18 protein-coding genes are annotated in these 26,328 nt (G+C 61.4%); 9 read left to right on the forward strand and 9 right to left on the reverse strand.

Annotated elements, in window-relative coordinates:
- Positions 1–13 precede the first annotated feature (13 nt).
- The 5 genes from AC1Q67_RS13870 to AC1Q67_RS13890 all read right to left on the reverse strand — a co-directional run bounded on the left by AC1Q67_RS13870 (position 14) and on the right by AC1Q67_RS13890 (position 11,664).
- The gene (locus AC1Q67_RS13870; RefSeq protein WP_492235975.1) at positions 14–421 is read right to left on the reverse strand and encodes a DUF4864 domain-containing protein; all 408 of its coding nucleotides are present in this window, start codon (positions 419–421) and stop codon (positions 14–16) included.
- Between the two features lie 95 nt (positions 422–516).
- Positions 517–1,509, reverse strand: coding sequence for a Bug family tripartite tricarboxylate transporter substrate binding protein (locus tag AC1Q67_RS13875; protein ID WP_492235977.1), 993 nt, complete (start codon positions 1,507–1,509; stop codon positions 517–519).
- A 188-nt stretch (positions 1,510–1,697) separates the two neighbouring features.
- Positions 1,698–2,663: a 2-hydroxyacid dehydrogenase gene (locus tag AC1Q67_RS13880; protein WP_492235978.1), complete on the reverse strand. Its 966-nt coding sequence runs from the start codon at positions 2,661–2,663 to the stop codon at positions 1,698–1,700.
- Between the two features lie 104 nt (positions 2,664–2,767).
- Complete coding sequence (locus AC1Q67_RS13885; protein ID WP_492235980.1) at positions 2,768–3,367, reverse strand: invasion associated locus B family protein; 600 nt, start codon at positions 3,365–3,367, stop codon at positions 2,768–2,770.
- A 38-nt stretch (positions 3,368–3,405) separates the two neighbouring features.
- Positions 3,406–11,664 (reverse strand): autotransporter outer membrane beta-barrel domain-containing protein, encoded by an 8,259-nt coding sequence (locus tag AC1Q67_RS13890; protein WP_492235981.1) that lies wholly within the window; start codon positions 11,662–11,664, stop codon positions 3,406–3,408.
- Positions 11,665–12,279: 615 nt separating this feature from the next.
- Between AC1Q67_RS13890 and AC1Q67_RS13895 the strand changes: the two genes are divergently transcribed.
- On the forward strand, positions 12,280–12,525 hold the full coding sequence (locus AC1Q67_RS13895; protein WP_492235983.1) for a hypothetical protein: 246 nt from the start codon (positions 12,280–12,282) through the stop codon (positions 12,523–12,525).
- A gap of 280 nt (positions 12,526–12,805) precedes the next feature.
- Positions 12,806–13,324 (forward strand): helix-turn-helix domain-containing protein, encoded by a 519-nt coding sequence (locus AC1Q67_RS13900; protein WP_024575962.1) that lies wholly within the window; start codon positions 12,806–12,808, stop codon positions 13,322–13,324.
- 168 nt (positions 13,325–13,492) lie between these two features.
- On the opposite strand, the gene AC1Q67_RS13905 is transcribed toward AC1Q67_RS13900, so the two are convergent.
- The 3 genes from AC1Q67_RS13905 to AC1Q67_RS13915 form a co-directional block, all read right to left on the reverse strand.
- Positions 13,493–13,876: a response regulator transcription factor gene (locus AC1Q67_RS13905; protein ID WP_492235985.1), complete on the reverse strand. Its 384-nt coding sequence runs from the start codon at positions 13,874–13,876 to the stop codon at positions 13,493–13,495.
- Positions 13,877–13,975: 99 nt separating this feature from the next.
- Positions 13,976–14,650, reverse strand: a complete 675-nt coding sequence (locus AC1Q67_RS13910) for a response regulator transcription factor (protein ID WP_492235987.1) — start codon at positions 14,648–14,650, stop codon at positions 13,976–13,978.
- Positions 14,647–16,515, reverse strand: a complete 1,869-nt coding sequence (locus AC1Q67_RS13915) for a PAS domain-containing sensor histidine kinase (protein ID WP_492235988.1) — start codon at positions 16,513–16,515, stop codon at positions 14,647–14,649. The genes AC1Q67_RS13910 and AC1Q67_RS13915 overlap by 4 nt, the downstream gene beginning before the upstream one ends.
- Positions 16,516–16,762: 247 nt before the next feature.
- Here AC1Q67_RS13915 and AC1Q67_RS13920 point away from each other — a divergent pair, with 247 nt between their 5' ends.
- Positions 16,763–17,500 carry a helix-turn-helix domain-containing protein gene (locus AC1Q67_RS13920; protein WP_492235990.1) on the forward strand — a complete coding sequence of 246 codons (738 nt, stop codon included), beginning with the start codon at positions 16,763–16,765 and terminating at the stop codon, positions 17,498–17,500.
- Positions 17,501–17,794: 294 nt separating this feature from the next.
- On the opposite strand, the gene AC1Q67_RS13925 is transcribed toward AC1Q67_RS13920, so the two are convergent.
- Positions 17,795–18,982 carry a cupin domain-containing protein gene (locus tag AC1Q67_RS13925; protein ID WP_492235992.1) on the reverse strand — a complete coding sequence of 396 codons (1,188 nt, stop codon included), beginning with the start codon at positions 18,980–18,982 and terminating at the stop codon, positions 17,795–17,797.
- A 309-nt stretch (positions 18,983–19,291) separates the two neighbouring features.
- Here AC1Q67_RS13925 and AC1Q67_RS13930 point away from each other — a divergent pair, with 309 nt between their 5' ends.
- The 6 genes from AC1Q67_RS13930 (at position 19,292) to poxB (ending at position 26,021) form a co-directional block, all read left to right on the forward strand.
- Positions 19,292–19,594, forward strand: a complete 303-nt coding sequence (locus AC1Q67_RS13930; protein WP_492235993.1) for a hypothetical protein — start codon at positions 19,292–19,294, stop codon at positions 19,592–19,594.
- Positions 19,572–20,903 (forward strand): epoxide hydrolase family protein, encoded by a 1,332-nt coding sequence (locus tag AC1Q67_RS13935; protein ID WP_492235995.1) that lies wholly within the window; start codon positions 19,572–19,574, stop codon positions 20,901–20,903. The genes AC1Q67_RS13930 and AC1Q67_RS13935 overlap by 23 nt, the downstream gene beginning before the upstream one ends.
- A 51-nt stretch (positions 20,904–20,954) precedes the next feature.
- A complete protein-coding gene (locus tag AC1Q67_RS13940) occupies positions 20,955–23,009 on the forward strand; it encodes an FUSC family protein (protein ID WP_492235996.1) in 2,055 nt (684 codons plus the stop codon).
- On the forward strand, positions 23,006–23,215 hold the full coding sequence (locus tag AC1Q67_RS13945) for a DUF1656 domain-containing protein (protein WP_492235998.1): 210 nt from the start codon (positions 23,006–23,008) through the stop codon (positions 23,213–23,215). Before AC1Q67_RS13940 ends, AC1Q67_RS13945 begins: the two co-directional genes overlap by 4 nt.
- Positions 23,212–24,198 (forward strand): efflux RND transporter periplasmic adaptor subunit, encoded by a 987-nt coding sequence (locus AC1Q67_RS13950; RefSeq protein ID WP_492236000.1) that lies wholly within the window; start codon positions 23,212–23,214, stop codon positions 24,196–24,198. The genes AC1Q67_RS13945 and AC1Q67_RS13950 overlap by 4 nt, the downstream gene beginning before the upstream one ends.
- An 86-nt stretch (positions 24,199–24,284) precedes the next feature.
- Positions 24,285–26,021: a ubiquinone-dependent pyruvate dehydrogenase gene (poxB, locus tag AC1Q67_RS13955; RefSeq protein ID WP_492236001.1), complete on the forward strand. Its 1,737-nt coding sequence runs from the start codon at positions 24,285–24,287 to the stop codon at positions 26,019–26,021.
- The last annotated feature ends 307 nt before the right edge of the window (positions 26,022–26,328 follow it).

The following is a 26,328-nucleotide window of genomic DNA, read 5'->3' on the forward strand; positions in this document are numbered from 1 at the left end:
AACTGAAGCGAGTTCACGCTTCCTGATCGGCTTTCAGAAGCGAGCATCCGGTAATCTTGATGGTCCCGTCCGGCTGCTGCTCCAGTGTATAGAGCGCCTCCCACGCCACCCCGTCGCTGTCGACGATGTGCACATGCTGCGCGATCTTTCCGTCGGACCCGGCCGACTTGCCGAACTCGACGCGTTTCGGACGAACGAGCGGCGCATAGCTTTGCCGGACCATGCTCATGAAAATGTCCGGCCCGGTGAAAAGTCCCTGAATCGCCGGTGCCGCGTGGGAATAGGCCGCCACAGCGTCGCCACGGCCGATCGCCTCGAGCTGGGAACTGATGACCGCTTGCGCGGACCCGGCATCGTCCGCCGCCCGCACGCCCGGCACGCCGTTGAACAGAAGTGCGATCGCAAAAATAAACGCGCGCATGAGAACGATCCTGACCGGCGGCTATCCTCGCAGGGATCGCACACCGTGAACAGGATACGCGTCAGCGGCGTTCAGGTTTCAGGAACAATCCTCGCCTAGACGGGCTCCAGGCCGAGCGCCTTGGCGCTTTCCATCCAGATCGGCAATTCCTGCTGATACAAAGCGTTGGTTTCCTTGAAGCCCAGCGCCGGCTCCAGCACGAAAGTCGCGAGAACTTCCTTCACCTTCGGATCGCTGTTGGCCGCCACGCAGAGCTGCGCCAGCGGATCGACGATCGGTTGCGGCGTGGCCTTCGGAAGCGCCCAGCCGGTGAAGCCACTGACGGTGAAAAACTTCGAGGTTGCACCCTGTTCAGGCAACGTCTTGACGTTCGGAAGCGCGTCGACCTTCTTCGAATGCACTGCGAATACAGTGCCGCGATCGCTTTGCAGGACGGGTTGCGCGGCCGTGAAGCTGCCCATCGCGACATCAAGCGTGCCCTCCATCAGCCCGGTCCACATCGGCGCTTCGCCGCGATAGTGAATCGGCTCGATGTTGAGGCCATACTGTTGGTTGAGTTCGTTGATCGTCATGTGCGGGGCAGAGCCCGCGCTGTAGGTGCCGAAGTTCACCTTTCCGTTCTTGCGCGCGAAGGCGACGAAATCACCCAGCGTCTTGACACCGGACTTCTGGCTCGCGATCAGGAGCAGCCCGGCACCCGGAATAACACTGACAAGCGTCAGGTCCTTGTCCATGTCGTAGCCCGGGGTCTTCATCATCACCCGGTTCATCACATAGGTGGTCGAGATCGAGCAGAGGATGGTGTGGCCATCGGGCGCCGCGCGCGCCACCTCCGCTGCGCCAATAGAGCCTGAAGCGCCTGCCTTGTTCTCGACAACGACGGTCTGCCCCACCTGCTTGCCGATGAACTCGCCGAATGCACGGGCGAGCAGATCGGTCTGGCCTCCGGCCGGGTAACTGCAGATCATGCGGATCTGCCGCGACGGCCAGGCGGTCTGCGCCGAAGCCCCGCGCAAGATGAAAGGCGTCGCGGCGGTTGCCGCACCTGCTGCTATGAAATGACGACGGCTGAATTTCTTCTCTGACATGATCCCCTCCCTAAAATCTTTTAGGAGGGCATCTCATTGGTCCCTCCTGAATTTTTCCAGAAGGCTATCCCATCGCCGCGGCTTGTCCACGGCGAAAGACGGGACAGATTGGCGCATTGCCGCGCGATATCATCCCGCGCTCAATCTGCATGCTAAAGTTCAACCCGTCTCTTCTCACATCGCCCCAATCAATAACCACGCTGGCGATCGACAACGTTTTGCAGCGGTCGTCCTGCCTCAAAGCCCAGTATCTGCGCGGCAACATATGAGGCGATAGAATCTGGATCGGTATCCGCGGCATTGTGCGGAGAAATAGTAACTGCGGAGTGCGCCCAAAGAGGACTGGCGGATGGCAACGGCTCCCGTTCGAACACATCAAGCGTCACGGCTTTCAGCGTCCCGTCGTCAAGACAGGCGATGATGTCGCTCTCGTTCTGGAGTCCGCCACGGCCCGCATTGATGACGACGGGGCCTCCAAGAGGGCCGTCACTTGCAAGCTGCACGAAAAGCTCGCGCGCCAGAAAGCCTCGCGTTTCGGAGGTCAGCGGCAGAAGAACCACAAGAATATGGGTTCTCGCCAGAAAAGCGGCGAGCTGACTTGATCCCGCATAGCACTGAATGCCATCGATCGACTTTTCGCTTTTGCTCCAGCCTGCGACCTGAAAACCCAGGTCGCGAAGCGCAAACGCGGCGTGCCGGCCCAGCACTCCCATCCCGAGGATGCCGACGCGAACGGCCCGGGCCGGCCATTGAAAGCGGGGAGCCCAGACACGCCTTGCCTGGCAGTCGGCGAGATAAGCCTGCTGCCGATGATGCATCAGCGTATGCATGACGATGTACTCTGTCATGCGAGACGTCAGATCGTCATCCGCGACGCGGACGAGGGGAACGGCGGGAAGCCGGGGATCTTGCAGGACCGCATCCACGCCCGCTCCCAGATTGAAGATCGCTTTGAGATGCGGGAAAGTTTGAAGAAGACCCGGCTCCGGCTGCCATACAGCCGCATAATGCACCGAGCCGGGGTCAACTGCGTCAGCCGGAAACAGGGCAACATCCCGGTCCTTGAGCTGCTGACTGAACCGTAACTTCCAGCGATCGGGAGCCCAGTTATCAGTCCCGCCGCTGATCAACAGCGCTAACGCACCTTTCGACATCTGAAACTCCAAACAGCGCTGTGAGACATTCAGCTACACGCGAAGCGCTGCCTGAGATCGATATCTCAAGCTTCTGGAACGCCCGGCATCCGGGTTATAAGGAGCTAATTGATTTTATCATAGCTTTCGGCGAAGCCGGAAAGCACGAAAGCAAGGTTCACATTTTCCTTGTTGAGGTTCTGAAAAATCACGGAAAGCCGTTTTCCTGCTTTCATCGCGCTCAACAATTCAGCCGAGATCGTCGTCGCGGCGTAACACCCCTTCAGATCGCACGTCTGGATCACGAGCGCCTGCGGCTTGCTCTCGTCGATCTGCAGATTGACGCCGCCCGGAAGAAACAATCCTACCGGCAGCTGAATCATCATCACGGGCTGGCGGGTTTCGGGAGGCAGCTTCACATTGACGGAAGCCACCAGTTGTCCGGTTTTTGTAATGAACAGACTCTGCTCGACCTCGCAGAGCAGAGCTGTTTTCCTGCCATCGCTGGAGCAGCGCGACGTCCAGACCGGTTGAGGCGGCGCATTGCCATCGGCAGGAACTGCCTGCGCCGTCGTGCCCGATGCGGCGGGTGCCGCCGATGACTTCGACGGTGCGGCTGGCTTCGTTGGCTTTTGTTGGGGTTGCTGGGCTTCAGCCGAATTCATCAGGGCAATACTGAAGATGCTCGCAATCAGAAGAAACGCTCGCATTATCTTGCTCACCATCTCACCGCCGGACTCTCTTCTCGCAATCATCGTGCAGGCTACCACGCAACCTTCATACCGGCCATGCCGGAGTAAGCCAGACTTTGCGATGCCACCTGAGTTGCCAGCGAACTGAACAGCGACACCTTGCTGTCGACGGCAAGTTCACTTCCCACAACGATTTGAGCCGAGTCCGCCAATGCGGACGTTCCCACCGTGTTGAACAGAAAGCCCGGCGCGACAACAAACGACGCGGTGATGTGCCGGTCAGGTATAAACTCGTGGACCCAGGCAGCCCGCAGATAGGGCGTCCATGTCATGCCGTTTTCAAGCGTGAGCTTGCTGTCGAACTGGACACCAAGAGAAGACGGCAGGGACGTCGTCGACTGCGGCTGATAGGTCAGCCCCAAAAGGCCGGCAGGGCCGCCGTAGGTGGGTGTTTCGGTGTAGCCGCGTTGCCATATATTCGCGAACTGTATCGCTCCGAAGGGTGTCACAGCTACGCGCCCGACCGTCTGCCGCCATCCGAGTTCGAAGCGTCCGGAGATCTGATCGCTGGCAAACCGTCCCGAGACGAATTCGCTCGGCAACCCCGCCGCACTGATCGAGCGCGTTGCGCGATTGTCGAACCGGCCGTAGCCCAGGCTGCCGCTGAAATACAGCGGACCGTCGCGGTATGCGCCATAAACACCCAGATGCCCGCCTTCGATGCGGCCGGTCGTCGAGCGATCGGGTACGGAATAGGTCGAGCCGCTGCCGCCGACGCTGAATCCGAAAACCGCATTGTCGCCGAGCTGCCGTTCAACGCCGAAGCCGCCGCCGACGCTGGTCACCGCAGCGCCGGGCGTTCCCAGCGCCGCGTTGCTGTCTATCGTCTGCCGCGAACCAAAAGGCGCAGCCCAGGCCCGCCAGCGGTCCGAGAATGCCAGAGGCGCGGGCTTGCGGAAGGCGGAGTTTGCAATCACGTCAGCGGGCGACATAGCAGCGTAGGCCAATGTCCTGTCATCGAAGACAACGCCATTGCTGCTTGCAGACCCCGCAACCCACGCGCTCATCTGATCGAACATCAGGGATGTGAAAGCCGTGCCTGCACTGAACGAAGCCTGTTGGGTGGCTGCCGTACCGCCTCCGCCCACGGCATTGTAGAAGGCCGACAGCGCCTGCTGATCCGGCAGATCAAACAACGCGGATGCAATCGGAGCGAATCCCGGCGAGTTGCGCGCGGTCTGGATGGCGTTGATGGCGTTGCCGATCGACGCAAATTGCGATGGAAGACCGACAGGATTGAACGAGACGCTGTAACCCAGCACGATGTCGTTCGGATTGGGATAGAGCAGCCCGTACGTAACAATCGCCGACGACGCCACATTGAGGCTCAAGCCCGGATGAGAGACGCCTCCGCCCGTGGAGACAATCGTCATCTGGTGATCGCCGGGCAGAACGAGATACTTGTTGAGGAAGTTGATCGCGACCTTTCCGGAAATCGATCCGGTGCCCGTTGCATTGATCCGGTCGGCCGTATTCGGTCCAAAATCAAGATCGAGCTGATAGGTCGCGCCTGACGACTGAACGATGTTTCCGGTCACTGCGCTCGTGAACACATTGTTGATCGCACCCGGAGACATCGTACCGTCGTTAGTGAAGAAGTTTCCGGTGCCGACCATGACATTGGCGCCCATATTGAAAAGCGCGGCCGCCTTGTTGTTGAACGCATTGAGGCCGGTGCCGAGATCCACCGAGCCGGTCATGATGCCGAAGTTATCGACCGTGTCGTTGCCGGTCGTCGCCGTCATCGCGTTGCCCGCTATCTGATTGATCGATGTGATCCTGCCGTAGTTGGTCAGAGTGTTTGTCGCGCCGTCGAGGAAGCCGACACCCGCACCCGTCCCACTGCCGCCGGTGATCGTCGTCCCGGCTGTGACAGTTAGCTCGATATTGCCGTTGCCCGTGCCACCGGCACTCTGGAGCAGCAAAGCGACCGAGTTCAGGCCAATGGCAGCCACGTCGCGGTCCTGTATCAGCGAGACGCTTGCGCCGGTGCCGGTGCCTCCCGCCGTGCCCTGGAACATGGGATCGAGGCCGAGCAGATCGCCGGACTTGCCGACAACGCCGCCGCCGCCGCCGACGCTCTGCACGAAGACACCGGCGGCATTGTCGCCGGTCATGATGATGGAGCCGTGGTTTTCCACGGTGACTGTGCCGCCGTTGCCATTGCCCTGCGCCTGAAGGGCGAACGTCGCCGCTCCGTCAGCCGTCGCGATGCCGCCGCCGCCGCCGACACTCTGTGCGAAGAGGCCGACCGACCCCGCGCCCGTCATGATGATGGTTCCGGTCGACGTGTTGGTGATGGTCACGTCGCCACCGCGGCCAACCGACCCTGTCCCGCCGCCGATCGGCACGACCGCACCGATCGTTGCCGCGATCGCCGAGCCGCCCGAACCGCCGCCGCCGCCGACACTCTGCGCAAAGATCGCGACCGAGTTGATCCCTGTTGTGGTGATGGCGCCGTTATTGGTGACAGTGACGGTGCCGCCGTTACCGCCGTTGCCGCCCGTACCGCCTACGGCAACCGTGCCGCCACCCACATTGCCTGAGACCGTCAGCGCAGCACCGCCGTTGCCGCCGCCGCCACCGACGCTCTGCGCGAAGATCGCGGTCGAGCCCGCGCCTGTTGTCGTGATCGTTCCGGTCGCGCGATTGGTGATCGTGATGTCGCCGCCATCGCCGCTCGAACCGCCGCCGCCGCCAACGCCGATACCCACCGGCGCAACGGCGCCGTAGCTTCCGGACGTGCCGCCATTGCCGCCGCCACCGCCGATGCTTTGCGCGAAAATGCCGAGGGAGATCGCGCCGTTGGTGCGGATCGATCCATTGTTATCGATGGTGATGGCGCCGCCATTACCTGACGATGCACCGTTGCCGCCGACCGAAATCGAGAGTCCGATACCGCCCGACACGACATTGCCGCCACCACCGCCGCCACCGCCGACGCTCTGTGCGTAGATGCCGTAAGCCATGTCGCCCGATGTCGTGATGGTTCCTGTCGCGGAGTTGGTGATGGAGACCGCGCCGCCATCGCCGCTCGAACCACCCGATCCGCCAAATGCCATCAAACCGTTGGCCGCTGCACCGCTGCCACCGCCCCCGCCGACGCTCATGGCCATGATGCCGTTCGCGCCCGCTCCGGTTGTTGTAATGGCGCCGGTGTTGGACACGGTGACAAGACCGCCCGAACCGGAATTTCCACCGGTGCCGCCGATGGCAAGCAAACCAGATGAGGCACGTGCCGAACCGCCGCCGCCGCCGATGCTTTCCGCCATGATGGCGTGCGACTGTGCGCCGCTGGTCGTGATGGATGCGTGACTGGTCACAGTCACCGCGCCGCCATCACCGCTGCCGCCGCCATCGCCACCGACCGTGATGATGCCGAGCAGATCGCCGCCACCGCTGCCACCGCCGCCGCCAATGCTCGATGCATAGACGCCGCGCGAATTGCGTCCGGTGGTGACGATGTTGCCGGACTCAACAGTGACGGTGACCGTTCCGCCGCTGCCGCTGGAGCCGCCTGCACCGCCAATGCCAAGCAGACCGACGATGCCGGGCGATGCATTGCCGCCGCTGCCGCCGCCGCCGCCGATGCTTTGCGCCATGATGGCGTCGGAGTTGACGCCGCTCGTCGTGATCGCGCCCGAACTCGTGACGGTGACTGTGTTGCCAGCGCCGGAGTTTGCGCCGGTGCCGCCGATGGCGATCTTCGGGCTGAGCGGCGTCGCATTGCTGATCGGAATGAGGATTGTGCTCGGATCGACAGGAAGCGGCGTGAGGCCACCACCGAGGCCTACCGATCCATTGCCGCCCTCGCCGCCGCCGCCGCCGATGCTCTGTGCGAGAATGCCGACGGAGTCATCGCCGGTGGTGGTGATCGCGCTGTGATTGTTCACATTCACAGTGCCGGCATCGTTGCCCGTGCCACCGTTGCCGCCCACCGAAATCGCGATATTGACGTTGGTGCCGCCACCGGGCGACGGACACACGGGAAGTCCGCAGGCCGCGCCTAGAGCGAATGCCAGCGAATTCGCCCGCCCGCCAACACCGCCGCCACCGCCGATGCTCTGCGCAAGAATGCCGTGCGCCCCATCGCCGGTTGTCGATATCCCACCGGTCTGCTCAATCGTAACGTTGCCACCGACATTGCCAGACCCGCCATTGCCGCCGACCGCAACCGATGCGTTGACCGTGTTGCCCGGGCTGCCTGCGGCAAATCCGACAACGGCGCTGATCGTTCCGCCGCCATTGCCACCGCCACCGCCGATGCTCTGCGCCTGGATGCCGTAGGCACCATCACCCTGTGTGCTGAGCAAACCGTTGTTGGTGACATTGACCGTGCCGCCAATGCCGCCCGTGCCGCCCGATCCACCGATCGAGACGCCCATGTTGACGCTCGTCGCCGTGCCACCCACGCCGATCGCTGTGGCGACGGAAAATCCGCCGTTGCCGCCACCCCCGCCAATGCTCTGTGCGAGAATGGCCGTGGAGTCCGCTCCACGCGTCGAAATCTGGCCGGTGTTGTTGACGGTGACAGCCTGGCCGATGCCGCCGAGGCCACCCGTACCGCCGAGCGCGAAGTTCACGTTGAAAGAATTGCGCTGGGCGAAGCCGCCTGCAAATGCGAACCCGCCGCCGCCGCCGCCGCCACCGATGCTCTGTGCGAGAATTCCGAAGGATAGAGCACCTGACGTCGAGATGTTGCCATTGCGGGTGACGCTCACGATGCCGCCGTCGCCGCCCGCACCGCCCGTGCCTCCAATGCCCAATGCGAGGCTCAGATTGGTGTTGCAACCGCAGTCTGGCGCAGCGGTCAAGGAAGCCGCAGCGCCAAAGCCGCCTGTGCCGCCACCGCCGCCAACACTTTGTGCAAAGACCGCTGCCGAGGTGTCGCCAACGGTCGTGAGCGCGCCGGTGCTGTTGACCGAGACGGTGTTGCCGTCGCCGCCGCCACCACCCTTTCCGCCGACGGACGCCGTAAGCGCTCCCGACATCGCGGCGGTGTTGAACGCAAGGGCCATGCTCTGACCGCCGTCACCGCCACCGCCACCAATGCTTTGGGCCATGATCGCGTTCGAGCCCTTGCCGCTGGTGTAGATGTTGTCCACGCTGGTGATGCTGACCGTACCCGCCTGCCCCGCCGTGCCAGCCGAGCCGCCAACGCTGACGCCGACATTGACAAACGTTCCACTCGTGCCCGCCGACAGCGCTCCGCTGAAGCCGCCGCTACCGCCGCCGCCACCGACGCTTTGCGCATAGATCGCGGACGCATCATTGCCTGCGGTGCGCATGGTCAGGGTCGTGCCGAGCGTCGCTCCGACATTGCTGTTGACCACGACACTGCTCGCGTCCTGGCCGCCGCTGCCGCTGCCGCCCACACTGACACTCCCGGCACCGGGACCGGTCGTCATCGTTCCGGAAACACTGAATCCGCCATCACCGCCGCCACCGCCGATGCTCTGGGCCTGAATGGCGCGCGCACGATCTCCATCCGTCGAGACCGTTCCGGTATTGGTCACCGTCACCGAACCCGCTGTTCCGCCGAGACCGCCCGAACCGCCGACACTGACACCCACCGCGCCGGTTTGCGCACCGGCGGCGGAGATGCTGAATCCGCCATTGCCGCCACCGCCGCCAATGCTTTGCGCGAGGATCGCGGTCGATCCGGCGCCGTGTGTCACAACGTGGCCGTTGCTCGACACGCTGACATTGCCGGCGTTGCCACCGCCCGCGCCACTACCGCCGACACTGACGGCCGCCGCGCCGGTGACACCGGCTCCCGCGGAGAATGCACCGGATGCGCTAAAGCCACCGTTGCCGCCGCCACCGCCGATACTTTGCGCGATGATCGCCTGCGCGTTCTCGCCATTGGTCGTGATGTTGCCGGTGCTCGAAACCGACACCGCAGCGCTTGTCTGCCCGGCGCCGCCACTGCCGCCAAGACTGATGCCCACCGAAGCAGCGCCCGGCAGGCCCGGCGGCGCAAAGCTGAATGCGCCGGTCACGGAGAAGCCGCCGTTGCCGCCGCCGCCACCGATGCTCTGGGCCACGATGCCGCGCGACTGCGAACCAAACGTCGTAATCGCTCCGTTACTTGTCACCGACACGATGCCAGCGGTACCGCCGCCGCCGCCACTGCCGCCAAGACCCACCGCCGCCGAGATGAGACCGCCGCTGCCTGCAACCGAGAAACCGCCGTCGCCACCGCCGCCGCCAATACTCTGCGCGATGATGCCGTTAGAATCTCTGGCCGATGTTGTGATCGATCCGGTGTTGCTCACCGTTACATTGCTGGCTGCACCGCCGCTGCCGCCCTTGCCACCCAGTCCGACTGAAACGCTGACGCCTGACAAACTGGCTGCAACGGCGAACCCTCCATTGCCGCCCCCTCCGCCGATACTTTGTGCGGAAATGCCACTCGATTGCCGGCCACTTGTGGAGATGGTTGCAGCGGTCGTGACGGTCACAGCCGCACCTGCGCCGCCGCTTCCGCCGGTGCCACCAAGAGCAACTGCGGCCGAGAAATCCGTCGGTCCGGACGCACTGACGGCGAATCCGCCATTGCCGCCGCCGCCGCCAACGCTTTGCGCGAGAATGCCGGATGCGTAGTTGCCAGACGTGTTGATGTTGTAGGCCGGACTGCCGCTCGTGCCTTGCACGATCACAGTGCCGCCGGCACCGCCAGATCCGCCACTGCCGCCCATTGAAAGACTGAGCACGCTTGTCGTGAACGCGACGGAGTTGCCGCCATTGCCGCCGCCGCCGCCAACGCTCTGCGCCTGAATGCCGACCGAATTGACGCCCTGCGTGGTGATCGAGCCGCCGTTGCTGACGGTGACATTGCCGCCAATGCCGCCGCCGCCACCCGTGCCGCCGAAGGAGAACGAGCCACCGGCTGTGCCGCCATTGCCGCCGCCGCCGCCAATGCTCTGGGCAAGAATGCCTTGCGAGTCCGCGCCCTGGGTGCTGAGCGTTCCCGTATTGCTGACGGTGACTGTGCCGCCCGGCGTGGTCGAGGCGCCGTTGCCGCCAAGCGATACGAGGCCGCCGGAGTTGCCGCCGTCGCCACCGCTGCCGCCGACGCTCTGGGCAAAGATCGCGATCGAATTCGCAGCGCTGGTGGTGATGGCGCCGCTGTTGGTCACCGAGACGTTGCCGCCGTTACCGCCGCTCGATCCGCTGCCGCCGAGCGACACGAGGCCGCCGGAGCTTCCGCCACCTCCGCCACCACCGCCAATGCTCTGCGCGAAGATGCCGTAGGATCGCGCCGAATGCGTTGTGATCGAGCCTGCGTTATTGACCGTGACCGTGCCGCCATCGCCGGCGCTCGCACCGCTGCTGCCAAACGCGACGACGCCGTAGGAACTTCCGCCGCTTCCTGCGAAGCCGCCGATGCTGGCGGCGTAGATGCCGTTGGAATAGGTGCCGAAAGTTTCGATGGCGGAGCCCGCAAGGGTCGTCACGTTGACAGTGGAGCCGTAAGCTGCGCCGCCACCGCTGCTCGATCCGCAATAGATTCCGGAGCAGTCCCCCGCTGAGCCACCCGCGCCACCGCGGCTTACCGCGCTGATGCCGTTTGCATCCGAGCCGCTGGTCCGTATCGATCCATTGAGCGTCACCGACACCGCGCTGGCATGGCCGCCTTCGCCGCCGTTACCCCCGCTTCCGCCGACGCCGGCAGAGTCCCCGCCATTGCCGCCGTCTCCGCCGACACTGGCAGCAACAATGCCCGCTGCACCGTTGCCGGTGGTCGAGATCGCGCCGGTCGCCGAAACCGTAACGGTGCCACCCGCACCACCATCGCCACCGCCACGCCCATTGCCTGCGACGTAAGCATCGCCGCCGCTGCCACCATTGCCACCGCGCGATGTGACGACAATGCCCGCTGCATTGGTGGTGACAACCGCGCCGGAACTTCCCACCGACGGATTCGCGCCCGGCTGCGAATAGGTCAGGGTCAGATTATTGGCGTCATTGCCATTGTCGCCGGGATCGGTCCCAATCCCGACACCGCCATCGCGACCGTTACTGCCGTCATCAGCACGCGCGGTCAGGCTCAACCCGGATACGCCACTCGACGGCGCAACGTTCGTTGTCAGGGAATTAACGTTGAGCGTGGTAACGGAGTTGCCGTCATAGCTGACTCCGCCCGAGATGTTCCCGGTGCAGTTGACGACGCCATCACAGGCGGCTGAGGCCGGGGCGACCGGCACGCACAGAAAGGCGCAGCCGAAAAAAGCCGCCAGCAGCCCCCGTGCTGATCCGCCGCCCAAGCCCAAAATGTCCCCAACGTCGCGTGACGTCCCTGTGTTGACAGGTAGGCCCCGTCAAGCAGTGTGATTCTAGTCATTTCAACGGATTCTGTCGTCTCAACGCGCGCACGCTGCGATTATTTTGATCCCGCGTCGCACGATGATTCCCCGCGCCGGATTTGATGAGATGCCTCGAAAATCCGCGGCGCAGTCGCGGCCCTACACCACGGCATCATGCAAGAAGGCTATCGAGCGGATGACGGCAAAGAGCGAACGCCCGACCCGAACGAATCCGTGATGCATCCTCGTTCCACAACGATGGATGTCGAATTCGGGGGCTCTGCGGGAATTTGGTAGCGAGAGAGGGACTCGCTGCTCCAATCCGAATTGGAATAATGCCCTTTGAAATCAAATAAATAGCTGGAATGGAGGAGCGATACGCCCCGTGATACATCTCACTGAGGTGTATCACGGGGAGCCGTTCGCCCAGTCAGGCATGGTCCATGGCTCGTCCCGGCTATCTAAGCCCCCGCGACAGGGTTTATGCGACACTTGGTCCCCCAATCACCGAGCGTAGCGTTACCGAACGCACCTCCTACGCGCGCGGACCTCACGTTTTACGGGACACGTCACTTAATGGCTGACTGGCGTGACAATGGGACGGTCGCGCAAAGAACGCGGGATAGAATTCTTGGACATGTGAGCGATGTTCGTGGTCGTTACGGCCGAAAGGGATCGCTTAGCTCCGAACAATCGGCAGCAATCGAGGCTTTCGAACCGGAAGTGATCAAGAAAATGCGCAGGCTTCTGATGGAGGCGAAAGATAAAGCCGACCACCGAGAGCTGGTGATTCTAAAGCCTTGGATTGCGCCGCAACGTTAAACAGTTCGACAGGACACAAATCTTTGCCCCCAGATTCGTAGTCTGGGCTGAACCACTGAATCTATTGAGATCCGTTACTGTAACAACCACTCGTTCCTGCGATAACTCTGGAAATGCGCATAGCCAAGCTCGCGAGTCAGGTGATCGTCCACCATCAGATGTGTCACGATGGCTTTGAGCAACAATGACCGTGCAAACACGAAATCAGACAGTCTAAGGCGGAAGAAGGGAGTTTGGTCTGCTCGCTAAGTTGGTCTCCTAGACTTAGCAGGAGACCAACATGATCAAGGCGGAACTGACGAGCGAATTGAACAAGAGTGCGAACCTGGATATTCCCGCATCTCTTCGGGCCTTACTCGACGAAGCAACAAGGTTTGTTCAAACACAGTTTGATGCAAAGACTCATCAACCTGCAGTTTCCTTTTCAGGAAAGGGGCTCGATCGCCGCCGACTGATCCGGGTGCTGGACTACATCGAGACAAATCTTGAAAACGATCTTGATCTTGATCGTATGGCTTCGGTTGCATGCCTTAGCCGGTTCCACTTCTCCCGAAAGTTCAAGCAGGCTGTCGGGTGTTCTCCCCTTCGCTATGTCAGCAAGCGGCGTTTCGAGCGGGCCAAGGCCTTGCTCAGCCAGGGCGATCGATCCTTGATCGATATTGCGCTTTCGTTCAGATTTTCCAGTCAGGCCAATTTCACGCGCGCGTTCAAGCGCGCGACGGGACTGGCTCCCGGCCAGTATCGTCAGCAATTCGGCTGGCGGCAGGGACTTTCGATTGCCGAAGCTGTGGTGTGGTAACGGCAAACCTGTTCGCGAGATGCGGACGGAGAACATCGCAACGGCTGGTTTCTCGGAAATTTATCCGACAGACCTAACTGCGGCCTGACTTTCTAAATCATCTCGAAGATCACATCTGATTTCGAAAGTCAGCGACGAGACAGCGGTAAATGACTGGACAGATCGAACTTACTGGGACCGCTGTGGATGCCCGTCCGCCAATGCGTCTTCCAGACACCGTATGATTTCATCACCGCTCGCAGGCTTGCTGAGATAGCAATAGGCGCCTGCCTCCATAACGCGCTTCCGCACGGACTCCGTCGGAAAGGCAGTCATGAAGATGATCGGAAACCGCCGGCCGGCCGCTATGAGCAGCGCCTGCATCTCATCGCCCGTCATCACACGCATCTGAATATCGGCAATCATGCAGTCTGGATCGAGCGAATCTCGCAGGAAATGAACGCCGGATTGATACGTCCGCGCATGATAGCCAAGCGAGCGCACCAGGCTCGCCAGGGAAGTACGAACTCCTTCGTCATCGTCCACAATCGCAATTGTCGGGGCTTTGGGCATGGCAAGCATCCTGACCACCATACAATGCACGAGCGGACCATCGTGCGGCGGGTCTCTCCCTTCCTTTATGCATGGATGCCTGATGCGCCGAAACTATACTCAGGTTTGGTCTTCGGTTCCGCCCTTGCGAGACAACCCCAGCGCTTCCGCCTTTCGCACAAGATCCGCCAACGATTTGACGTTCATCTTGCGCATCACGTTGCCGCGATGGATTTTAACCGTGATCTCGCTAAGCCCCATGAGGCCGGCGACCTGCTTGTTCATCAATCCGGACGTAACATGCCCCATGACCTCGCGTTCGCGAGCTGTCAGCGCTGCATATTCTGCGAGGAGTTCCCCCCTTGCCGTGGCGATACTACGGCGTTGAACATCGCGTTCCAGTGCCGCTGTGACGGCATCCAGAATGTCCTGATCTCTAAACGGCTTTGCAAGAAAGTCTATCGCGCCGGCCTTCATGGCCCGTACCGACATCGGGATGTCACCGTGCCCGGTCATGAAGATGATCGGAAAATCGAGTCCCTGACGGGCCAGTTGGCCCTGGAGATCAAGCCCGCTCACGCCGGGAAGCCGGACGTCCAGAACAATGCAGCCCGGGCCGGCCGGCATTGCACCAGCCAGCAGTTCGGCCGGAGAGCCGAACAGGCGGGTCGAGAGGCCCACGGAGCGAAACAGGCTGTCCAGTGACGCGCGAATGGCCTCGTCATCGTCCACGATGATAACCGTGGTCGGTGAAGACCACGTCTCCGTATTCTTGCTGTCGATCGGTAGCTTCATTGCGGAGTTGGAGGTTGGATGGCTGGCAGCCTCAAACGAAAGGTCGCCCCAAGACCGGATGAACTCTCGGCAGTCATCTGTCCCCCATGAGCTTCCATCGTCGTGCGACAGATCGCAAGCCCCATTCCCATGCCTCCGTGCTTCGTCGTGAAGAAAGGCTCAAACAGCCGCGTGAGATCGTTCATCGCGATGCCAGGACCGGTGTCCGTTATTGCAATGACGATGTCATCGCCATCTGTCGTGTCCGCGGCAACAGAGATGTGGCGAGTCGTATTCTGTCCAGCCATCGCCTGGGCCGCATTGATAAACAGGTTCACAAAAACCTGCTGGAGCTGAACTCGATCGCCGCGGATTTGAGGCAATTCCTGCGATGCAGTGAATGACAGGGCAACCTCGCTCTTCGCAAGCTCACGCTCAACCAGTAAGGCCGCGTCCGCGATGACGTCGCATATCTTCAACGTATCATTCCGCGCCGGGACCTTCTCAACAAAGCCTCGGATACGGGTCACGATCGCTCCGGCGCGCCTGCCCTCATCTACAACTCTGGATATCGCAGCGGACACTTCTTCCAGATCGGGCGTATCCCGTTGAAGCCACCGTAAGCCGGCTTCGCCGCTCGTCACAATTGCTGCGAGCGGTTGATTAACCTCATGAGCGATGGATGCACTGAGTTCACCCAGGGTTGCGGCGCGTGCAGCGCGGGCAAGCTCCGATTGAGCCGCCAAAAGAGCGTCCTGCGCCCGTCTGCGCTCGGTCACATCGACGACGAAAATCAGCACGTTGCGGTCATCGTCGGGCGGGAAGGTGATCGTAAAAATCGCCGGGATGCGATGACCGTCGGCGCCGATCATCTCGGTTTCCCCTTCAAAGAAAGGTTCTTTCCTTGCAAAGGACAGCAATGCGTGAATAAAAGTCCGGTCGCAGTTCGGCAGGATCCGATCAACGCACCCCACATAATCTGAAGAGCTCTCAGCTCCTACCATCGCTTCGAGCGCCGGATTGACCTTCCTGTTTCTCGCCAGCAGTCTGGCTTGCTGAACGAAGCCGGGATGCCGCGTCAAATAATCGGCCAACCCAGCGCCATCGACCTCCAGAGAGTTCAGTGCCTGCCGAACCTCGGTCCAGTCCTCTTCCGCGACACCGACACGGCTGGCATCGAACATCCGCCGATAACGCCGCTCGCTTTGCACCAGGGCGTCATGCGCCGCGATACTCTCCGTGATATCGGTATAGCTCTCCAGCACGCCGATCGCCTCACCGTAACGGTCGCGCTGCAAGACCCATCGAGCGTCCACTGTCAGTGTCTCACCCGCTCTCGTTCTTTGCTTGACCTTGCCCTCCCAACGCCCTGCATAGAGGAGCACGGCCTCAATCGCACTCCTCTCGGCGGAATAGGCCGTCTGCAGCAGATCGTCCGCCACCCGGCCTATCGCGAGTTCGCCGGACCAGCCGTAGGTCTCTTCCGACGCCCTGTTCCAGAAAGTGATGATCCCTTCCCGGTTTCTGACAAAGATCATGTCATGTGAAAGATCGAGCAGGCGCGCTTGATCAGAAAGCCGCTTGGTTGCCGTCTGGTTCTGCAAGACGAGCGCCAGCGTAATGCCGATGGCGGCGAAGCTCATGAGCAACCGTAACGCAGCAGAATCGAGAGCAAGGTTGTGGGCCGACAGATAGGCTGAGATCGTGAGGATGACAGAGCCTAATGCCGCAACGAGAACATCTGCGCGTTGCATCGTTCTCGCCGCCAGGAGGATGACGACGACGTAACCAACAGCAACGGCGCCCTCCAGCGGAGTGAGAACATCGATAAGGAAAACCACGCCCGCAAGGACGGCCGCAGATATCCGGTACGCTGCACGGCTCATCGAGAAATCCCTCGCCTGGCGGCCTCACCGAGATGCGCAATTTGACATCGCAATTGATAACAATATAGCAGCCGCCCCAGGTCGCATGAAGGTTCGCCCCCCAAGAAAGCTCGGCCGCATACCAAGGTATGATGCGGCCAAACCTACAACCTAAACCCATCAACCACCCGTAGAATGGCGGCTGGTGGACGATGAAATATCCTTGCAAGCGCGGCTTTTGAACAGCCCTGAGGTAAGGAAATTCATCATGGTGCTGCAATCGCTTCCTGCGACGCAACAGGCAACCAGGGTTGACCCGCGGTCGATCGAGATCCTCCAGATCAGTCGCACGCCGGCGAAAGATCACACCAGTCGGCCAACGTCCGGCGACGTCATTCTTGCCCTTCAGAATCTGGATATTGCGCTCTCGATCAAGGCAGACCAGCTTATTGGAACCGAGACGGGCGAAGCATCCCGGGACAATGTGATCAAGCGCCTCACCGAAGCGCTCGTCGCAGCGGAAGCCGCGCACGACACCTATTCCGGCATATGCGCTGATGCGCTGCGTCTTGCAATCGTTACTTACCAGGCGACCCGGCAGGCAGAACAGCCGTCCAATCGGGGACGCAACGCGCGATCACTTCAGAAATGGCGGCTCAAGCGCGTGCTCGAATTCATCGACCACAATCTTGCGAAAAAGATCGGCCTGGAGGACCTGGCCGCCGTCGCCGGTCTGAGCAGGATGCACTTCGCTGCCCAGTTCCGGGTCGCGACCGGGCAGCGCCCCCATGAACTCCTGCTGAGACGGCGGATTGAGCGGGCCGAAGATTTGCTGAGGCAAGGTGACATGCCGCTGGCGGAGATCGCGCTGGAGGTCGGCTTCCAGACGCAGGCGCATTTTACGACGACGTTCAAACGTTTTACCGGCGACACGCCTCATCAATGGCGCTGTGCTCATCTCGCGATGTGCGGCCCCCTGCCTGCCAAGCGCGCAGGACTCTCGTAACCGGCTGCAATAGGCAGACATCAAGCGCACGGAGCGACCCCGCAGAGACCTCCGATGGGACGCGGGCGCTTCGCGCGCCGCACGAAACTCCGCCTGGTTGACACGGATGCCGCTGACCAAGGTCAGAGCATCCGATTGGCACCAAGAAATTCATGGACGGAACGGCAACTCAGACAAGGGAATGGCTGTTGGCGGCCCGCCCCGAGAATCTTGAAAGACAGGCGCCTTTGGAGCCGGTCATTTTGCCGGCTCCGCCTAGGTTCGGTATTTTCCGCCGGTCTCGGCAGGCGACCACTAAGCCTGCTTGAGCTTGGTCACCGTTGACTGCGGCACGCCGGCGAAGTTGTTGCCCAACAGGTAGCGCGGGCTGGATTGCACCCACTTGTTGAGTTCAATCTCCTCGAACTTGCCGTTGTCCCAGGTCTGCACGATCTCGAGATCCTCGTTGCCGATGTTCCTGATGGCGTGCCCATAGCCCTGCGGGATGTAGGCCACGTCTCCCGGGTTGAACTCGGCGATCTTGCTGCGTCCGCCCGAGCCGAACATCACCACTTGCGCCTTACCGCGCAGATAGTAGTGCCATTCGTTGGCGTTCACGTTCCAGTGCAGCTTCTTCATGCCACCGGGCTTGATGGTCATCACGCCGCCAGACATGGTCTTGGAGACCGGCCATTCATCGACCGTTGCGAGCCTGAATGTTCCGCCATCGAAATCGCGCACGGCCCGGTTGTCGTGCAGCAGACTGAATTTGTGCGTCGACTCCTTGGGCCAGGGCGCGTCGAGCGCGTCCGAGATCGGCACTACCGGCCCTGCCTGAATGTAAACCTCACCCTTTGGGAAGGCGTCGAAAACGTCTTTCGGCAGGCCGAAGTCGAGGGCCAGGAGATCCTTCGGCGTCACGTCGATCCAGTCAGTGATGGAAAACGTGCCGTGTTCGGAGAACGCGCCGTTATCAAAGGACAGGATGAAGTGGCAGGGCTTGTCGCCGATGGTCTGAATCGAGTGACCATGGCCCTTCGGGAAGTACCAGAGATCGCCCGGCCCGTAATTGTTGATCTCGCTTGCCCCCGACGGATCGAGAACCACCGTCTGGCAGCGGCCCTCGATCACGAAGGCCCATTCCGCTGCGATCGCATGCCAGTGCAGTTCGCGCGACGCACCGGGATCGAGGAACATGTGGACGCCCGCGATCCCCTTGCTGATGGGGAACTGGTGGACGGTGGCTTCCTTCGCCCAGCCGCCCGAGGTCACCTTCGGAACGTTGCCGTCGAGGGAGAAGCGGAAATCGGGAAGCGCTGCCACATCCTTCGGATCATGGTAGGTGACTTTTTCGCCCGGCGGCAGTTCGACCGCTTGCCGTGCAGTTCCCCCATCACCCGGCTTGAACTGCGACGAGGCGGCTTGTGCATTTGTCAGTGCAGACGCCGTCAAAAGACCTCCGGCGCCGGCAGCAAGGACATGGCGGCGTGACATCGGATTCATGACATTCTCCTTCAATCGTGGGACCGCAACTGCGGCATCTTTTCCATCAGGAGACCATAGGCGGTTGAGCGATCAACGCCTTTGCTCGGCATGCTGTCGCTTTGTCATTTCTTGCCGGCCTGATCGCTGACGGCGCGAGAGCGGACCTCGAGAGCGTATCAGGATCCACCGCCAGCCCAGTCACAATAATCCTCGACAGCAATTGGCGACAACGGCCCGGCAATTTGTGCAAAGCCGCGGCAGAAAAGACCTCACATATACGAACGACCGAACCATTCGATCGCCGGCCGATCATGCCAGGAGATAGTCGTGTCGTTCCGAGCCAAACACGAGCGCGCCGATCGAATTCGCATCTTCACGCGCTGCATGCAGAGCGACCTGATCTGTTCGATCAACGCAGTCTTGGTTGCCATCCAAATGAGGGATGTCGCCAGCTTGCTCGTTCTCGCAGCCCGCGTGATGAGGCTTGCAACATCCCTGGCGATGCCGCGCCGGAACCCCACTGGGCAGGATCGCTCTGCGTCCATGCAGCCTGCTCTCGCTCATTCGCCAGTTTTGCTCACAGCCAGTTCCGGACCAGGAGATATCCATGACTACGAACTCGAACAATGAAGTTATCAATCACGATCGCCGCCGGCTTTTAGGGACCGCAGCAATCGGCATCGCATCCCTCAGCGCCTCAAGCCTGCTTTCGTCCGGAAAATCTGCCGTCGCGGCCGAAGCCAGTGAAACCGTCCGCCCGTTCCGCATTGACATTCCGGAAGAACAGATTGCCGGCCTTCGGCGGCGTATCGCAGCCACACGATGGCCGGACAAGGAGACGGTCGCTGACGATTCCCAAGGTGTGCAGCTGAAGACCATTCAACAGCTCGCACAATACTGGTACGCTCACCATGACTGGAGGAAGGTCGAGGCGCGGCTCAACAGCCTGCCGCAGTTCGTCACCGAAATCGACGGGCTCGATATCCACTTCATCCACGTTCGCTCGAAGCATTCGAATGCGCTGCCGATGATCGTCACCCATGGCTGGCCGGGCTCGATCATCGAACAGATGAAGATTATCGAACCGCTGACCAACCCGACGGCCCATGGCGGGACCGCGGCGGATGCGTTCGACCTCGTCATCCCCTCACTCCCCGGACACGGCTTCTCCGGGAAGCCAACCGAACCTGGATGGACTCCCGTTCGCATTGCGCGTGCGTGGACAACTCTGATGCGGCGTCTCGGCTACAAGCAATTCGTGGCGCAGGGCGGGGACTGGGGCAATGCCGTCTCGGAAACGATGGCCTTGCAGGAGCCGGTCGGGTTGCTCGGCATTCACACTAACATGCCGGCGACGGTGCCGCCCGCGGTCTCAAGAGCCCTGTCGTTCAACCAGGCGCCGCCTGCCGACCTTACCGGCGAGGAGAAACGGGCATGGGATCAGCTCGACTTCTTCTACAAGAACGGGCTGGGTTACGCCATCGAGATGTCAAACCGCCCGCAGACCCTTTATGGCCTAGTCGATTCACCGATCGGCCTGGCAGCCTGGATGCTCGATCATGATGCCCGCAGCGAGGAAATGATCACCCGCGTTTTCGACGGACAAAAGGAAGGGCTCTCGCGCGACGACATCCTCGACAACATCACGCTCTACTGGCTCACCAACACCGCCGTCTCTTCGGCGCGCCTTTACTGGGACACGCATCGGGTATCGACTGGCGGCTTCTTCGATATCAGAGGCGTCAAGATTCCCGTCGCCGTCAGCGCATTCCCGGACGAAATCTACACCGCGCCCCATAGCTGGTCCAGGGAGGCCTATTCCACGCTCATTCACTACAACAGGATGAGCAAGGGCGGGCACTTTGCCGCGTGGGAGCAACCCGAACTCTTCGTCGCCGAAATGCGTACGTCGTTCCGTTCGCTCCGAAATGCTTCGTAGTTCAACCGGCGGCGCGAGAAAATTTCGCCGCCATTTCACACGTGTTCCGTCATGAACCGGATTTCAGCATTCTGCGCCCGACATGCAGCGCTCGCTTTCGCGCTGAGAACATTTGCGGCTGCAATGCTGGCATTCTCTCTGGCGCTTCTGCTGGAAATGCCGCGCCCCTACTGGGCGATGGCCTCCGTCTACATCACATCGAACCAGCTCGTCGGAGCGACGTGGTCCAAGGCCGTCTATCGCATGCTGGGGACACTGATCGGCGCAGCAGGGACGATCCTGCTGATTCCGAACCTCGTGAATGCCCCTGAACTGCTCAGCGCAGCCATCGCGCTCTGGGTCGGCGTCTTCCTCTACCTGTCGCTGATCGACGGGACACCGCGCAGCTACATCTTCATGCTGGCGGGCTACACGGTCGCGCTTCTTGGATTTCCCATCCTTTCCACACCACAACTGGCTTTCGACATCGTGTCCGCCCGCGTGCAGGAAATCCTGCTCGGCATCATCTGCGCCAGCGTTTTCTCGATACTAGTGCTGCCGCGAACCGTCGCCGCCACGATTACAACGCAGGCGGACGCGTGGCTCGATAGCGCACGTCGGCTTGCCATCGATACGCTAACTCGCCGCGACAACAATCAGGAACGCGATAGCCAGCGGGTGAGGCTCGCGGCATCCGCTTCAGAAATCGATCAGCTCAGTCGGCACCTAGGCTACGAGGTTTCCACATCCGCAAACATCGCGCGCGGCTTGCAACGGCTTCAGCAACATATGCTGTGGCTTCTGCCGCTGCTGGCGGCCATCGAGGATCGCCAGGCCGGGATCGCCGCTCACGCGGAAGCCTCCGCTCGCATGGCTGCGCTCAGCGCGAGAGTCGCGGACTGGCTCGTCAACGGCGGTCAGGCAGGAGATGAAGCAACGGAGTTACGCAGCTCGCTTGATAAGGAGCATTCGCAACTCGATACGGACGCCACATGGGTCAACGCCATGACAGCGGCATACGCTCTGCGGCTGCTTAATCTCATGGACATCACACTGGATTGCCAGCTTCTGCGCAATGCGATTGCCAATGGCGGCGATCCGGACTTCCTGCCGCTCGCCTTCATTCCCGACACATGGACCGCTTCCGTCCAACACCGCGACTACGGACTTGCGCTGTGGAGCGCCGCCACGGCCACATTTTCGATCCTCGCCTGTTGCACATTCTGGATCGCCACCGGCTGGAGCGACGGCGCATCCGCAGCGATATTCGCCGCCGTCCTCGGCAGCCTGTTTGCCGGCATCGACGATCCTCTTCCGGCATACCGCAACTTCTGCAAGATCATCTTTCTGGTCATCGCGGTCAACGGAATCTACATGTTCGGCATCTTGCCGCGGATCACAACTCTCGAGATGCTGATCGCCGCGCTGATGCCGACATTCGTCCTGTTCGGCTGGATGTCGGCACGCCCGGCCACTGCACGCGCCGGCTCTTTTCTTGCCATCTTCACGTCGGTGCAACTGGCGCTGAGTTCATCGTATACCAGCGATTTCGCCTCTTTTGCGAACGGCAGCGTGTCTCTGTTTCTGGGCGTCGTGCTCACCGCCATTGTCAGCGGAGTTATTCGTCTGTCCGTTGCGGAGTGGGTTGCAGAGCGTCTGCTCTCAAGCAACTGGAAGACGCTGGCCACGGTCACCGAGGGCCGGACATGGCAGCAGGGCGTGGCCATCGCCAGCCTTATGCAACATCGTCTGGCCCTGCTGGCCTCGCGGATCGCGGTGGTTCCTGCCGAGGCAAGAAGCAACGCCGCCCACCTTCGTCAGCTTCGCACTGCGTTGAACATCATGGATCTCCGGCGAGCGAATCCTGACCTGTCATATCACGCAAGGCGGATGGTCGATGCCCTCCTGGATCACCTCGGATCCGTTTTCCGGACTCAAACCGCCGGGCGGCTTTCGATTGAACTGGTTGGTCCGCTCGATGACACGATTGCGATCACTTTGCAGGAAGCCGCGAGTCCGGCGCGCGATGAAGCGCTCATCGCTCTCACCGGCATGCGTTTCGGACTATTCCCCGAAACGCCGGAGTATGAGCCGCATAAACCCCACGACAGGAGACTGGTCGCATGAAGTACGAACTTGATCTCTTCGGCGTCGTCGTTCCCAGCCTGCTTTTCTGGGGTATCGTTGCCGGCATTCTCACACGCTTCATCAGCAAGGCACTCATGCGGGCCGGTGTCTACCGAATGGTCTGGCATTCCGCGCTGTTCGATTTCGCACTCTATGTCTGCTTGGTCACCGGTCTTGTGTTCGTTTCCAAGGAGTTTCTGTCATGAACGTCCTTATGACTCTGCTGCGCCGCTTCGCACTGACGGGGGCGATGATGGCTCTCGCGCTCTGGTCCGGCTACAAGCTGTGGGATTACTATTTCGACGAGCCCTGGACCCGCGACGGTCATGTTCGCGCCGACGTGGTGCCCATTGCTCCCGATGTCTCGGGCTTCGTCACCGACGTCCTTGTCAAGGACAACCAGAGGGTCCGGCGGGGCGATGTGCTCTTCCGGATAGATCGGGCGCGGTACGCCATTGCACAGGCCCAGGCAGAAGCCGTGCTGGAAGGCCGGCGCGCAATGCTCGAACAGGCCAATGCCGATCTGAAGCGCTACAGCGCGCTCACGCCCGACGTCGCCGTCACCAAGCAGAAGCTGGATCAGGTCGTCGCCACACAGGGTTCGGCAAAAGCAGCCTACGACCAGGCCGTTGCGGACCTCAACCTTGCCAAACTCAACCTTGAGCGCAGTGAGGTACGGGCGTCCGTCAATGGCGTCGTCACCAACATGGAATTGAGGCCGGGCACTTATCTTGCTTCCGGAAAAGGTGTGATGGCATTGCTCGACTCGGACACGCTGCACGTCGAGGGCTATTTTGAAGAAACCAAGCTGGCGCGAATCCGCGCCGGCGACGCCGCCAATGTGCGGCTGATGGGCAGCGACCATACCCTGCGCGGAAGCGTGGAAAGCATCGCCGCAGGCATCGAAGACAGGGATCGCACCGAAGGCAGCACCCTCCTTGCCAACGTCAATCCCACGTTCAACTGGGTGCGGCTCGCGCAACGTGTTCCGGTCCGGATCGCGCTCGATGACGTCGCGCGCAAGGAGTTGGTGTCCGGAGCGACCGCGACAGTGGAAGTGCTCGGATCGAGCGACGGCGGCCTAAAGCCCGTCAAGGTTCGCGCCGACCGGTGCGAACCGCATTCGGGCCACAGCCGGATTGTACCCGTGCGGCTGGATCAGGTCATGAGCACCGACCAGGAGCGCTAAGCCAACGGAACGCCGAACAGTTCATTCGTCCTGCACACAGGACATGTGGACCGCCGCATCGCGTCAGAGACCCAGAGGAACCAGCCATGACACGCACAGTTGCAGATCAGTTCGCCGAAACGCTTGCCGCAGCAGGGGTCAAGCGCATCTACGGCATTGTCGGTGACAGCCTGAACGGCCTCACCGATTCGATTCGCCGCCAGGGAAAGATCGAGTGGATTCACGTCCGGCATGAAGAGGTCGCGGCCTTCGCCGCCGGCGCGGAAGCCCATCTGACCGGAGAAATCGCCGTCTGCGCCGGAAGTTGCGGACCAGGCAACCTCCATCTCATCAACGGCCTGTTCGATTGCCATCGCTCGCGCGTGCCGGTGCTGGCGATCGCCGCGCACATTCCATCCGCGGAGATCGGTGCATCCTATTTTCAGGAAACCCATCCCGAGTCCCTGTTCAAGGAATGCAGCCATTATTGCGAGCTGGTCTCCGGCGCCAATCAGATGCCGCGCACGCTCGAAGTCGCGATCCGCGAGGCGGTCGGCAAGCGCGGCGTTTCTGTTGTGGTGATTCCGGGCGACATCGCGCTGCAGCCCGCCACCGACGTGCCGCTGTCCAAGGCCGCAGCACTTCTCCCGCCGCAGCCGTTGACGGTGCCGCCGGCCGCCGATCTCGATCGTCTGGCAACCATGCTGAATGACGGCGCGCGGGTGACAATTCTCGGCGGCTCCGGTTGCGCCGGCGCGCATGACGAATTGCTGGCGGTTGCCGAAAGGCTGCAGGCTCCCGTCGTCCATGCCCTGCGCGGCAAGGAGCATATCGAATGGGATAATCCATACGATGTCGGCATGACCGGCCTGATCGGCTTTTCCTCGGGCTACTATGCCATCCGCGACTGCGACGTCCTTCTAATGCTCGGCACGGACTTTCCATATCGGCAGTTCTATCCGGAAGGAGACAACGTCCAGATCGCGCAGGTTGACATTCGCCCCGAGAATCTCGGCCGCCGCGCGGCGGTCGACCTTCCCGTGGCCGGCGACATTCGCACGACCCTGCAAGCATTGCTGCCGCGTCTCGACCAGAACTCGGACCAACACCATCTCAAACAGGCTCAAAAGCACTACGCCAAGTCGCGTCGGCAGCTTGATGAATTGGCCGACGTGAAATCGGGGCGACGACCGATCCATCCACAGCAGATCGCAAAGGCCATCAGCGACCATGCAACGGAAGATGCAATCTTCACTTGCGATGTCGGCCTGCCTACCGTCTGGGCGGCTCGCTATCTGACAATGAATGGCAAGCGCCGGCTGCTCGGCTCGTTCTGGCATGGCTCGATGGCCAACGCCATGGCGCAGGCCATCGGCGCGCAAGCTGCATTTTCCGGCCGACAGGTGATCTCGCTGTCCGGCGACGGCGGCTTTTCCATGCTGATGGGTGATTTCCTGACCCTCGCGCAGCTCGGATTGCCGGTGAAGGTTGTGGTCTTCAACAACAGCGCGCTCGGCTTTATCGAACTGGAGCAGAAGTCGACCGGCTTCCTGAATTTTGGTACCGATTTCAAGAATCCGAATTTCGCCGTCATGGCGGAAGCGATCGGCATACGCGGCATTCGCCTCGAAGATCCATCGGAGGTCGAGCAAGGTATCGCCGAAGCGCTCGCATATGATGGGCCTGTTCTGATCGATGCCGTGGTCAGCCGAACTGAACTCGCCATGCCGCCCTCCATTACGATCGAAATGGCAAAAGGCTTCTCGCTGTACATGGCCAAGGCGATCATCAGCGGCCGCGCCGACGAAGTCATCGACCTCGCCAAGACAAATCTGTGGCGCTGAGAATTTGACTATGGGTCGCGAGGCCGCGAAGCAAGCGCCGCGAATTTAAACCGCCGCCAGCTACAGTAACGTGATGGACGCCGGCAGTTGCTCTCCTGCCGGCGTTTTCAATAGCTCGCTCCAAAATAAAGAACCCGCCCAGCAGGAGCTGAGCGGGCCAAGTCTAGGGAGGGACGCCAGTTGGGGACTGGCGGGAGTTAAAATACCGACTCTATTGCTTCTGCCAAGTCCAGCGCGAGATAGTGAGCAATTCGTGCAAACGAAGCTGACGCCTGAGCAAACAAGGACAACGGCCATTATCGATATC

The sequence above is a fragment of the Afipia sp. GW823-FHT06G09 genome (assembly GCF_058794875.1).

Coding starts and splice junctions, on each gene's coding strand:
- AC1Q67_RS13895 (WP_492235983.1), top strand. CDS start 12,280: ATGGCTGACTGGCGTGACAATGGGACGGTCGCGCAAAGAACGCGGGAT.
- AC1Q67_RS13900 (WP_024575962.1), top strand. CDS start 12,806: ATGATCAAGGCGGAACTGACGAGCGAATTGAACAAGAGTGCGAACCTG.
- AC1Q67_RS13950 (WP_492236000.1), top strand. CDS start 23,212: ATGAACGTCCTTATGACTCTGCTGCGCCGCTTCGCACTGACGGGGGCG.
- AC1Q67_RS13910 (WP_492235987.1), bottom strand. CDS start 14,650: ATGAAGCTACCGATCGACAGCAAGAATACGGAGACGTGGTCTTCACCG.
- AC1Q67_RS13945 (WP_492235998.1), top strand. CDS start 23,006: ATGAAGTACGAACTTGATCTCTTCGGCGTCGTCGTTCCCAGCCTGCTT.
- AC1Q67_RS13905 (WP_492235985.1), bottom strand. CDS start 13,876: ATGCCCAAAGCCCCGACAATTGCGATTGTGGACGATGACGAAGGAGTT.
- AC1Q67_RS13885 (WP_492235980.1), bottom strand. CDS start 3,367: ATGGTGAGCAAGATAATGCGAGCGTTTCTTCTGATTGCGAGCATCTTC.
- AC1Q67_RS13870 (WP_492235975.1), bottom strand. CDS start 421: ATGCGCGCGTTTATTTTTGCGATCGCACTTCTGTTCAACGGCGTGCCG.
- AC1Q67_RS13940 (WP_492235996.1), top strand. CDS start 20,955: ATGAACCGGATTTCAGCATTCTGCGCCCGACATGCAGCGCTCGCTTTC.
- AC1Q67_RS13880 (WP_492235978.1), bottom strand. CDS start 2,663: ATGTCGAAAGGTGCGTTAGCGCTGTTGATCAGCGGCGGGACTGATAAC.
- AC1Q67_RS13875 (WP_492235977.1), bottom strand. CDS start 1,509: ATGTCAGAGAAGAAATTCAGCCGTCGTCATTTCATAGCAGCAGGTGCG.
- AC1Q67_RS13925 (WP_492235992.1), bottom strand. CDS start 18,982: ATGAATCCGATGTCACGCCGCCATGTCCTTGCTGCCGGCGCCGGAGGT.
- AC1Q67_RS13915 (WP_492235988.1), bottom strand. CDS start 16,515: ATGAGCCGTGCAGCGTACCGGATATCTGCGGCCGTCCTTGCGGGCGTG.
- poxB (WP_492236001.1), top strand. CDS start 24,285: ATGACACGCACAGTTGCAGATCAGTTCGCCGAAACGCTTGCCGCAGCA.
- AC1Q67_RS13935 (WP_492235995.1), top strand. CDS start 19,572: ATGACTACGAACTCGAACAATGAAGTTATCAATCACGATCGCCGCCGG.
- AC1Q67_RS13920 (WP_492235990.1), top strand. CDS start 16,763: ATGGTGCTGCAATCGCTTCCTGCGACGCAACAGGCAACCAGGGTTGAC.